The organism is Pseudomonas quebecensis (assembly GCF_026410085.1).
In the GTDB taxonomy this organism is placed as follows: Bacteria; Pseudomonadota; Gammaproteobacteria; order Pseudomonadales; family Pseudomonadaceae; genus Aquipseudomonas; species Aquipseudomonas quebecensis.
Genome location: NZ_CP112866.1, coordinates 5,180,752 through 5,192,580, shown reverse-complemented (window position 1 = coordinate 5,192,580; position 11,829 = coordinate 5,180,752). Strand labels below are relative to the sequence as shown.

The window sequence follows — 11,829 nt, the reverse complement described above, 5'->3', positions numbered from 1 at the left end:
TTGGGTCTGTAGCTCAGTTGGTTAGAGCGCACCCCTGATAAGGGTGAGGTCGGCAGTTCGAATCTGCCCAGACCCACCAATTTTGTGTGGGAAACGCCTGTAGAAATACGGGGCCATAGCTCAGCTGGGAGAGCGCCTGCCTTGCACGCAGGAGGTCAACGGTTCGATCCCGTTTGGCTCCACCACTACTGCTTCTGACGTTTGAAAGCTTAGAAATGAGCATTCCATCGCTGCGATGGTGAATGTTGATTTCTAGTCTTTGACTAGTTCGTTCTTTAAAAATTTGGGTATGTGATAGAAAGATAGACTGAACGTTACTTTCACTGGTAACGGATCAGGCTAAGGTAAAATTTGTGAGTTCTCTTAATTGAGAAATTCGAATTTTCGGCGAATGTCGTCTTCACAGTATAACCAGATTGCTTGGGGTTATATGGTCAAGTGAAGAAGCGCATACGGTGGATGCCTTGGCAGTCAGAGGCGATGAAAGACGTGGTAGCCTGCGAAAAGCTTCGGGGAGTCGGCAAACAGACTTTGATCCGGAGATGTCTGAATGGGGGAACCCAGCCATCATAAGATGGTTATCTTGTACTGAATACATAGGTGCAAGAGGCGAACCAGGGGAACTGAAACATCTAAGTACCCTGAGGAAAAGAAATCAACCGAGATTCCCTTAGTAGTGGCGAGCGAACGGGGACTAGCCCTTAAGTGGCTTTGAGATTAGCGGAACGCTCTGGAAAGTGCGGCCATAGTGGGTGATAGCCCTGTACGCGAAAATCTCTTAGTCATGAAATCGAGTAGGACGGAGCACGAGAAACTTTGTCTGAATATGGGGGGACCATCCTCCAAGGCTAAATACTACTGACTGACCGATAGTGAACTAGTACCGTGAGGGAAAGGCGAAAAGAACCCCGGAGAGGGGAGTGAAATAGATCCTGAAACCGTATGCGTACAAGCAGTGGGAGCCCACTTTGTTGGGTGACTGCGTACCTTTTGTATAATGGGTCAGCGACTTATTTTCAGTGGCGAGCTTAACCGAATAGGGGAGGCGTAGCGAAAGCGAGTCTTAATAGGGCGTCTAGTCGCTGGGAATAGACCCGAAACCGGGCGATCTATCCATGGGCAGGTTGAAGGTTGGGTAACACTAACTGGAGGACCGAACCGACTACCGTTGAAAAGTTAGCGGATGACCTGTGGATCGGAGTGAAAGGCTAATCAAGCTCGGAGATAGCTGGTTCTCCTCGAAAGCTATTTAGGTAGCGCCTCATGTATCACTGTAGGGGGTAGAGCACTGTTTCGGCTAGGGGGTCATCCCGACTTACCAAACCGATGCAAACTCCGAATACCTACAAGTGCCGAGCATGGGAGACACACGGCGGGTGCTAACGTCCGTCGTGAAAAGGGAAACAACCCAGACCGTCAGCTAAGGTCCCAAAGTTATGGTTAAGTGGGAAACGATGTGGGAAGGCTTAGACAGCTAGGAGGTTGGCTTAGAAGCAGCCACCCTTTAAAGAAAGCGTAATAGCTCACTAGTCGAGTCGGCCTGCGCGGAAGATGTAACGGGGCTCAAACCATACACCGAAGCTACGGGTATCACGTAAGTGATGCGGTAGAGGAGCGTTCTGTAAGCCTGTGAAGGTGAGTTGAGAAGCTTGCTGGAGGTATCAGAAGTGCGAATGCTGACATGAGTAACGACAATGGGTGTGAAAAACACCCACGCCGAAAGACCAAGGTTTCCTGCGCAACGTTAATCGACGCAGGGTTAGTCGGTCCCTAAGGCGAGGCTGAAAAGCGTAGTCGATGGAAAACAGGTTAATATTCCTGTACTTCTGGTTATTGCGATGGAGGGACGGAGAAGGCTAGGCCAGCTTGGCGTTGGTTGTCCAAGTTTAAGGTGGTAGGCTGAGATCTTAGGTAAATCCGGGATCTTAAGGCCGAGAGCTGATGACGAGTCATCTTTTAGATGACGAAGTGGTTGATGCCATGCTTCCAAGAAAAGCTTCTAAGCTTCAGGTAACCAGGAACCGTACCCCAAACCGACACAGGTGGTTGGGTAGAGAATACCAAGGCGCTTGAGAGAACTCGGGTGAAGGAACTAGGCAAAATGGCACCGTAACTTCGGGAGAAGGTGCGCCGGTGAGGGTGAAGGACTTGCTCCGTAAGCTCATGCCGGTCGAAGATACCAGGCCGCTGCGACTGTTTATTAAAAACACAGCACTCTGCAAACACGAAAGTGGACGTATAGGGTGTGACGCCTGCCCGGTGCCGGAAGGTTAATTGATGGGGTTAGCTAACGCGAAGCTCTTGATCGAAGCCCCGGTAAACGGCGGCCGTAACTATAACGGTCCTAAGGTAGCGAAATTCCTTGTCGGGTAAGTTCCGACCTGCACGAATGGCGTAACGATGGCGGCGCTGTCTCCACCCGAGACTCAGTGAAATTGAAATCGCTGTGAAGATGCAGTGTATCCGCGGCTAGACGGAAAGACCCCGTGAACCTTTACTATAGCTTTGCACTGGACTTTGAATTTGCTTGTGTAGGATAGGTGGGAGGCTTTGAAGCGTGGACGCCAGTCTGCGTGGAGCCATCCTTGAAATACCACCCTGGCAACTTTGAGGTTCTAACTCAGGTCCGTTATCCGGATCGAGGACAGTGTATGGTGGGTAGTTTGACTGGGGCGGTCTCCTCCTAAAGAGTAACGGAGGAGTACGAAGGTGCGCTCAGACCGGTCGGAAATCGGTCGTAGAGTATAAAGGCAAAAGCGCGCTTGACTGCGAGACAGACACGTCGAGCAGGTACGAAAGTAGGTCTTAGTGATCCGGTGGTTCTGTATGGAAGGGCCATCGCTCAACGGATAAAAGGTACTCCGGGGATAACAGGCTGATACCGCCCAAGAGTTCATATCGACGGCGGTGTTTGGCACCTCGATGTCGGCTCATCACATCCTGGGGCTGAAGCCGGTCCCAAGGGTATGGCTGTTCGCCATTTAAAGTGGTACGCGAGCTGGGTTTAGAACGTCGTGAGACAGTTCGGTCCCTATCTGCCGTGGACGTTTGAGATTTGAGAGGGGCTGCTCCTAGTACGAGAGGACCGGAGTGGACGAACCTCTGGTGTTCCGGTTGTCACGCCAGTGGCATTGCCGGGTAGCTATGTTCGGAATAGATAACCGCTGAAAGCATCTAAGCGGGAAACTAGCCTCAAGATGAGATCTCACTGGAACCTTGAGTTCCCTGAAGGGCCGTCGAAGACTACGACGTTGATAGGTTGGGTGTGTAAGCGCTGTGAGGCGTTGAGCTAACCAATACTAATTGCCCGTGAGGCTTGACCATATAACACCCAAGCAATTTGAGTCGAAAGGCCAGATTGCGGTGTGTGAAGACGCAATGAACCGAAAGTTCGACGCTCACAAAACACCGACAGCTGTCACATACCCAATTTGCTGAAGCGAGGCCATCTGGCCGCGACTCAGTACCCGAATTTCTTGACGACCATAGAGCATTGGAACCACCTGATCCCATCCCGAACTCAGCAGTGAAACGATGCATCGCCGATGGTAGTGTGGGGTTTCCCCATGTGAGAGTAGGTCATCGTCAAGATTAAATTCCGAAACCCCAATTGCGAGAGCAGTTGGGGTTTTGTTTTATGTAGAAGTCCATGAATTTCACTGGCACGCTGCAATGCATCGTTCTGGTACACAGAATTTCTTGACGACCATAGAGCATTGGAACCACCTGATCCCATCCCGAACTCAGCAGTGAAACGATGCATCGCCGATGGTAGTGTGGGGTTTCCCCATGTGAGAGTAGGTCATCGTCAAGATCAAATTCCGAAACCCCTGTCTGCTAACGCAGGCAGGGGTTTTGTCGTTTAGGCAATCGGTATTTACCACTCAGTATCCAACCGCAATATCCTTATATGGCGTGCGCGCAAGTGCCGGTGTGCTGCATTCCCGCAATGAATCGGTGTACCACCGGTCCGGTTTCTCGCTCAAAAAGAAGATGTTTCCTACAAACCCTTAAGATTTCACTCGATTTGGCCGAAAGCCTGATGAGCCATGCGTGCACCGAAATAGAGCGGCCCGCGAAGCCGGCTATACCGTTACATGGAATGTTCCGCTCGGCACGCTCATCCCCCTTTGGCAAAAAGAAGTCGATGAAATGAATCTCAAGTTCAGTCATAAAATTTTGTTGGCCGCGTCAGGCGTGGTGGTCCTAGCCTTCGCGTTATTTACGCTTTACAACGATTACCTGCAACGCAGTACGATCAAGCAGAATCTGGAGTCATCTATCCAACAATCCGGTGAGCTCACCGCCAGCAGTGTGCAAAACTGGCTCAGTGGTCGAATCCTGGTACTCGAAAGTCTGACTCAGAACATTGCCCACCAAGGCAGTGCTGCGGACCTGCCAGGTTTGGTAGATCAACCTGCACTGACATCGAACTTCCAGTTCACTTATGTCGGGCAAACCAACGGTGTATTCACCCAACGCCCTGACGCCAAAATGCCGGACGACTATGATCCTCGTCAGCGCCCTTGGTACAAACAAGCTGTTGCTGCAGATAAACCCATGCTGACGCCGCCTTATATGGCGGCAGTAGGTGGTCAGATCGTTACCATCGCGATGCCGGTGAAAAAGAACGGCGAATTGCTCGGTGTAGTGGGTGGTGACCTGAGCCTGCAAACCTTGGTGAAAATCATCAACTCGGTGGACTTTGGTGGTATCGGCCATGCTTTTCTGGTCAGCGGCGACGGCCAGGTCATCGTCAGTCCAGACGAAGATCAGGTGATGAAAAACCTCAAGGACATCTATCCAGGCACCACACTTCGCATAGAAAAGCTCAACCAGGACGTAGTACTCAAAGGCCATGATCGCATTCTGTCCTTTACGCCCATCAGCGGCCTGCCAGGTGCCGATTGGTATATCGGATTGTCGATCGACAAAGACAAAGCCTACGCGCCGCTCGGTAAATTCCGCACCTCAGCCTTGATTGCCATGTTGATCGCCGTGGTAGCGATTGCGGTGTTGCTGAGCCTGTTGATCCAAGTGCTACTGCGCCCCTTGACCACCATGGGCGTCGCCATGCAGGACATCGCCCAAGGTGAGGGCGACCTGACTCGTCGCCTGGCTGTCACCAGCAAGGACGAATTCGGCGAAGTAGGCAGTGCGTTCAACCGGTTCGTTGAGCGTATTCACGCTTCGATTTCGGAAGTCTCTTCGGCCACGCGCCAGGTTCATGATTTGTCCCAGCGCGTGATGGCGTCGTCCAACGCGTCGATCATCGGCTCCGACGAGCAAAGTGCACGTACCAACAGCGTTGCTGCGGCGATCAACGAGCTGGGGGCCGCCACTCAGGAGATTGCGCGTAACGCGGCTGATGCATCTCAACACGCCAGCGGTGCCAGTGAGCAGGCTGACGATGGGCGCAAAGTGGTTGAGCAGACCATTTTGGCAATGTCTGAGCTGTCTCAGAAGATCAGTCTTTCGTGCACACAGATTGAAACGCTTAACGCCAGTACCGACAACATTGGTCACATTCTGGATGTGATCAAAGGCATTTCCCAGCAAACCAACTTGCTTGCTCTCAACGCCGCGATCGAAGCCGCGCGTGCTGGTGAGGCCGGGCGTGGCTTTGCTGTGGTGGCCGATGAAGTACGCAACCTGGCTCACCGTACCCAGGAGTCCGCCGAAGAGATTCATAAAATGATCACTTCACTGCAAGTGGGCTCCCGCGAGGCGGTGACCACCATGAATGCCAGCCAGGTCTCAAGTGAGGAAAGTGTTGAGGTCGCCAACCAGGCGGGTGAACGCCTGGTGAGCGTGACGCAGCGAATCGTTGAGATTGACGGCATGAACCAGTCCGTCGCTGCGGCCACTGAGGAGCAAACTGCCGTGGTGGAAACGCTCAACGTGGACATCAACCAGATCAATCTGCTTAACCAGCAGGGCGTAGCCAATCTCAACGAGACACTCAGAGACTGCGATGCCCTGTCGCAACAGGCCAATCGCTTGAAGCAACTGGTCGACAGCTTCAAGATCTGACTTGTCTGGACGGTGCGTAGGAGCGAGCAGCTTCGCTCCTACGCACCGCCCAGCAGCTTACGCACGTTTACCAGGGCGCTGTCGGCAAAGTCCTGCACAAACGCTTCGAAGCCCACCTGCGTCTTGTCCACTGGCTCGGCAATGATGGTCCAGCTCACCTTGGCGCATTGCACGCCATGTGCCTGCACACGAATCCCTGCCCACAACCTGGCCACGCCCAGCGTGTTATAGATCATGGTCCAGGTCATGTGCATGGCATGATCATCTCGACTATTGAGTTGCTCGACGACACAGTTGCCATCACGGAACGTTTTGGTACGCAATGCACCCACGCCTGTGCCGATCATCTCGACAGACGCCAAGGCCGGGATGAAGGCATCAAAGCTCGAAAACTGCCCCACCATCTCCCACACGCGAAGCGCTTCGCAGTTGATGACGACGCTCGCCACAATCGGCGGGCCGTTCGGGTTGCAGATTAAAGTATCGGGTTGCAGCGGTTTCATATCGTGGTCCTGGAACGGTTCAAAGAAAGCCAATGGCCTTGAGGTACTCAAAGCCTTTGTTCAACAGCGCCGGGTCTTTTTCCGGATAGTGCTCGCCCATCTGCTCAACACCCCGTCGGGCATTGTTATGCACAATCATCTTGGTATCTCCAATGTCATCATCCAGGCGATCAAGGTAAAACCCGAGTACCCCAAACATTGCGTTGTCCTGGCTCACCGTGCGCAGGGCTTGTTGCCATTGCGCAACGCATACCCGCTCGAATCCGCACCCCACCCGGCTTAATTCATCCAAGTAGCGCTCCCAACTCAACGGCTGTGGGTTATGCAGGTTGAACACGCAGCTATTGGCGTGAAAGCTCATGCAATGGAACGCGATGAAACGCGCCAGGAAGTCCACCGGCATCAGGTCGAAATCCAGTTCCAAGCGGGGCAACAGGCCTAACTGCAGCGACCCCTTGAGCATCAGCATCAAGCGATTTTTCTGCGGTTGGCAAACGCCGGTGCGGCTGTTGAAACTGACGTTGCCCGGACGAAGGATGTTGACCCATGCACCTTGCTCGATCGCACGCCCCAACAGCCGTTCAGCCGTCCACTTGGACAGGTTGTAGCCATTCTTGATGAACAGCGGCGGCGCGGCACCGGCCTGAGCTTCCAGCACATGGCCCTGGGTATCGATGCAGCTGGCGGCTGAAAGCGTCGAGACAAAATTGAACACCTTCTTGCAGTGGGTCTCGCATAGACGCAGGCATTCGAAGATGGGTTCGACGTTGTCCCTGGCCAGTGAGGCGTAGTCCATCACATGGTTGACCTGCGCCGCGTTGTGCACCAGTACGCCGAACTCCCTCGCAAGCTCGTCATACACTGCGTCGGCCAACCCCAATCGAGGTTGGCTGATGTCGGCGGCCAATACCCGCACCCGGCCAAGGTCCAGGTGGTCGAGGCGGTAGTCGCGCAGTGCCTGACTGAACCGCGCCGCTGCGCACTGCCCCGGCTGTTCGCGTACCAGACACGCCACTTGGGCCGCCCCGCCGGCCAGAAGCGCTTCGACAATATGAACGCCCACAAAGCTATTGGCCCCTGTGACCACGACCTTCTTCGGATTGCCCCCAAGCCGCTCGGGCAAGGCTTTCACGCGCCACTCACGTTGCGCATCCCGAACGGCCTGGCCACAGGAGGCGTCAGGCCGCTCTCCCTCTTGCATCAACATGGCGAGCGTGCGGATCGTGGGCACTTCAATGAACTGGCTCAACGCGAAACTGCGGCCAAACTCTTCGCGTACGCGCAGCAACAGCGTCGACAGCAAAATCGAGTGACCGCCCAGGTCGAAGAAGCTGGCATCGACCGACAACTGCGCGGCGGGTACCTCCAGCACCCCGCCCCACAATTGCGCCACTCGTGCTTGAAGCGATGTCGGCGTCACGCCGCCGTTGACCTGCCTGCCTGACCGCCCCGGCAATGCGAGCAGCGCCTGCCTGTCGACTTTCCCATTGCTGGAACAGGGCAATCCTGGCAGCTCGACCCATATTCCCGGCTGCATGTAATCCGGCAACCATTGCCGCGCATGCTGCTTCACGGTTTCTAGCGTAGCGTCCGGTTCGGGCTGCGCGACAAATGCGCAGATTCGGTGGTCACGGTCGATCGCCACGGCAACCTGGCGATACAGCCGCCCGCTGCGCAAACAGTGTTCGATTTCCTGAGGCTCCACCCGGAACCCACGGATTTTCACCTGGTCATCGCGTCGCCCGACCAGCAGGATCCCGTCGGGCGTCCACTGCGCCAGATCACCGCTGCGATAGGCTCGCGTTACCTGGCCTCCCGGCATGGGCAGGTCGACAAACGGTCCATCGTTCTGCTGCGGTACATTGACGTAACCCAGGCTTACCCCAGGGCCGACGATATACACATCGCCCGTTACATGTTCATCCACCGGCTGCAAATGTTCATCGAGGATCAGCACCCGGCTATTGGCAATAGGGCGGCCGAGGTTGCGATTACTGTCGCTCTGGACGAACGTGCGGTGAGTGGCCAGCACCGTGATTTCGGTAGGGCCATACAGGTTGTGGAACTGGCACTGCCCGGCCAGTTGCTCGATGACATGAGGTTCACAGACGTCGCCGCCGGTCAGCAGATGTGTCAGGCCCAGCGGTTGCTCCAGTGGCAGGATACTAAGCAGCGCGGGCGGCAGGAATGCGTGAGTAATACGCTGCCGGCGCAGCAGCGCCAGTAGTTGCACCGGATCACGCCGTTGCGCCTGGCTGGGGACGATCAACTCGGCACCCGCTATCAGGGCAGGGAAAATATCGATCAGCGACGAGTCGAAACTCAGTGGCGAAAACTGCAGCACGCGGCAGTGCTCATCCAGCGCCATGCACGACCCGAACCAGGCTGCGAAATGCGCCAGGTTGCCTTCGCTCAACACAACGCCTTTGGGCAGGCCCGTGGTGCCCGAGGTGTAGAGCATCATGCACGGCGCATCCAGGCATGGTTGATGGCACATCAGTGCGAGCCCACCGTCGACTGACTCTACAGTGCTGACATCCAACGCAGTAAAACGCTCGCGCAATGGATGTTGACCAGCATCCAGCAATACGACGGCCCGGGCGCCTTCGAGCATGGCCTGATGACGTTGCGCGGGTTGGTCTGGCTCCAGTGGCAGGTACACCGCACCACTGCCGAGCACAGCAAGAATACTGGCATAAAGATCCAGGGATTTTTCCAGGCAGACGCCCACAACCGCAGGCGCTTCAAAGGGCTGCAGCGCAGGGCGCAAGCGTTGTTGGATCGCCAGAGCGCGACAATGCAATTCACGGTAAGTCACCGTGGTGCCGGCGATATTCAACGCCGGCCGCTCGGCGAAGGCCTGCAGGCTGGCTTGTATTCGATCAATCATGGCCACTTGCGCCCGCTGCATCACTTCGGGGTTTGCCGTGCGGTTGAAACGATGCAGGAACGCCAATGCCTCAAGCTCCTGCAGGCCTTGTTCGGGCCAGTCGTTGGTGGCTGCGGTCGGTGAGAAGTAGGCGGGGTCCCGCGAGAAACCGCTGACCAACAGCGCCACCCATTCGACCAATGCATGGGTCACCTGTTGACGCTGCCGTTGGCCGTTTCCGCTGGGCTCGTCGACGACATCCAACATGGCCACCAGCCGGTGCCCACGGTCATAAGCGCGCAATTGCAGTACCGGCAGCCCGCTTTCGGTGATCGGACCAACGCCCATGCGTAGCAGGATGCAGGCCGCGTCACCGCCATCCAGGGGCTGCGATGAGCTGCCATCTTCAATCCATAGGTCAATGGCTTCGTCGGCCGAGGCGTGCCCGTACTCCTCCAATACCCGCCTGGTGGCCGCCAGGGCCGTGCTGGTGCCGCGCCAGCCGATGGTCAGGCGCCTCATGCCAGCCCCCCGGGGCCCGGCGCGAAGGCGTTCAACGCGTCCGCCACACTCGGCGTCTGCAACAGGCCGCTGTTCTGCAGGAAACCGAGGATATTGCTCATCAAGGGGTGCTGGCGATGGATGGGAAACGCCAGCGCCCTGACGTCATCACGCAGCGCATTGCGCACGTTCGGGCTGATGTCGAGGTGGTCGATCAGGTGCAGGTCGAAATTTTTCTGCAGCTCATGGGTCAGGTAGTGCCCTAGAAACGTCGGCAGAACATGCGCGATAGCATCCCGGTCCTGTGCGCTCGCCGTTTGCCAATACAGGCGGACCAGGCTGGTCCAGAACCGGGCATGCCGACCCTCGTCAAACAGGTGGTCGGCCATCATGCCGCGGATGGCGCCCTTGACGCTGCTGTCCTTGGAAAACGCCGCCACATCGTGGGTCACGGTATTTTCGGCAATGGCCACGCCAATCAGCTCCACGGCGTCGCGCAGGTGAGCCGGTGCCTGTGCCTGCGCCGCCGGCAACGCGCGGCTCAGTTCAATGTGCGAGGGCAGATCGAGGGGGGCAATGCCCGTCAGCGCCACGGTCTGTTGCAGGAAGTCCAGCGCGACCAGAGCGTGGTAATCCTCGTCCACTACTACGGTCATCGCGTCCACGCGACAGGCGAGCGGGAAGGGCAGCGAGAAGCGATTCTTGGCGATGGCGCGCGCGGTTTTATCGACGATTTCGGTTTCGAAGATCACCACGTCATTGATGAATTTATAGAAGCTTTGCACCAGTACGAATTCGCGCCACTGCGGGCAGTGTTCAACGAACGTCGCGCTGAGCACCAATGGCTGGCGGCACACTGGAAAGATCAGCTTATTGTCGTTTTCCAGCAGACGTCGCGGGCGGGTGCGAATGGTTGCACGGCGTTCCCAATCGTCGGCAAAGCAATGGTAGCCGGCGAGGTTCATGGACGTACCTCCTGCAGCGACACCTGCACCTCATCCCAGAACGTGATTCGGCTGTCCAGCGCGACGATCGCGGTTTGGTTGGCTTGCTGCGCATACGTCGGGTGTGCGTCGGTCAGTTGTCTGAGCAAGCGCTCTGCTGCCGGCGCGTGATCCTGGGCGTCCAGCTCGATATGGCGTCTGAGGTAGGCACATAAGATGGGCGCGCGGTCCTCAATCAGCGCGTCGGCCAGCAGCAGGCGCTCGAACATGCTGGGGATTACACGCTCGCGACCATGAAGAAATACCGCCGCGACACAGTGAGTCGGCGCGTTCAACGCCACGCGCAGCGTGTCGCTGACAAAGCGCCTGGCGCCCGAGGGGGCTTTAGCCTCATGCAACGCTGTGATCGGCGCCACACCCTGGCGTAGCAGGGCCATGAAACGGTTGATCGCGTTGGCGTTGGCGCCGATTTCGCACATTGCCTCCAGATACAGCTCGAAGTGGCTGCAATGACCGTCGCGCGGGTGTGTGTCGGACTCTTCCGCCAGCACGATTTCATTGATCAGGCGAGCTGCCTGCGGGTTGGTAGGTGGCAGCCAGGGCAGTTGAGTACACGTCAACTCCCGTTGCAGCCGTTTGGTGATGGTCATGAAGTCCCAGACAGCAAATACATGGCTCTCCATGAAAAGTTGTAACTTGTTTAGAGATGTTATTTGTTTGAAGAGCGGATGAGCGCATAACTGCTGCTTTTTTTGTTCAAGTAAAAGTTGATGCATGGTTGCTGCCTATAAGTTGTTGCGTCTGCTGTGAATACAGCGATGAGCTTTTGTGATCGGCAAAGCGATAAGAGATTTAAACCAGGCTCGGCACGCGCCTTGTAACCTACCCGAATGCACTGATGGATAAGGTGTCTGGTTTGATGGCGAAGATGATAGTCAGGTTAAACAGTTTGACGAGCATATAAATTTGTTAGATGTTT

At 56.0% G+C, this 11,829-nt stretch carries 5 protein-coding genes, 2 tRNA genes and 3 rRNA genes; 6 read left to right on the top strand and 4 right to left on the bottom strand.

What is annotated here, in order from left to right; genetic code table 11:
- The first annotated feature begins 2 nt into the window (after positions 1 to 2).
- The 6 genes from OSC50_RS24030 to OSC50_RS24005 all read left to right on the top strand — a co-directional run bounded on the left by OSC50_RS24030 (position 3) and on the right by OSC50_RS24005 (position 6,033).
- Positions 3 to 79 (top strand) — tRNA-Ile (locus OSC50_RS24030).
- Positions 80 to 109: 30 nt separating this feature from the next.
- Positions 110 to 185, top strand: a tRNA-Ala gene (locus tag OSC50_RS24025).
- Positions 186 to 432: 247 nt separating this feature from the next.
- Positions 433 to 3,324: ribosomal RNA gene (locus OSC50_RS24020) — 23S ribosomal RNA — on the top strand.
- Positions 3,325 to 3,475: 151 nt separating this feature from the next.
- Positions 3,476 to 3,591 (top strand): 5S ribosomal RNA (gene rrf, locus OSC50_RS24015).
- A 107-nt stretch (positions 3,592 to 3,698) separates the two neighbouring features.
- A 5S ribosomal RNA gene (rrf, locus tag OSC50_RS24010) occupies positions 3,699 to 3,814 on the top strand.
- Positions 3,815 to 4,152: 338 nt separating this feature from the next.
- A complete protein-coding gene (locus tag OSC50_RS24005; protein WP_181081784.1) occupies positions 4,153 to 6,033 on the top strand; it encodes a methyl-accepting chemotaxis protein in 1,881 nt (626 codons plus the stop codon).
- A gap of 38 nt (positions 6,034 to 6,071) precedes the next feature.
- On the opposite strand, the gene OSC50_RS24000 is transcribed toward OSC50_RS24005, so the two are convergent.
- Genes OSC50_RS24000 through OSC50_RS23985 form a run of 4 tightly spaced genes read right to left on the bottom strand, consistent with a single transcriptional unit; the run spans position 6,072 to position 11,626 of the window.
- On the bottom strand, positions 6,072 to 6,536 hold the full coding sequence (locus OSC50_RS24000; protein WP_253509891.1) for an SRPBCC family protein: 465 nt from the start codon (positions 6,534 to 6,536) through the stop codon (positions 6,072 to 6,074).
- Positions 6,537 to 6,555: 19 nt separating this feature from the next.
- A complete protein-coding gene (locus tag OSC50_RS23995) occupies positions 6,556 to 9,927 on the bottom strand; it encodes an amino acid adenylation domain-containing protein (RefSeq protein ID WP_266245322.1) in 3,372 nt (1,123 codons plus the stop codon).
- The gene (locus OSC50_RS23990; RefSeq protein ID WP_266245324.1) at positions 9,924 to 10,871 is read right to left on the bottom strand and encodes a diiron oxygenase; all 948 of its coding nucleotides are present in this window, start codon (positions 10,869 to 10,871) and stop codon (positions 9,924 to 9,926) included. The genes OSC50_RS23995 and OSC50_RS23990 overlap by 4 nt, the downstream gene beginning before the upstream one ends.
- A complete protein-coding gene (locus tag OSC50_RS23985; RefSeq protein WP_266245326.1) occupies positions 10,868 to 11,626 on the bottom strand; it encodes a DUF3050 domain-containing protein in 759 nt (252 codons plus the stop codon). Before OSC50_RS23985 ends, OSC50_RS23990 begins: the two co-directional genes overlap by 4 nt.
- Positions 11,627 to 11,829 lie beyond the last annotated feature (203 nt).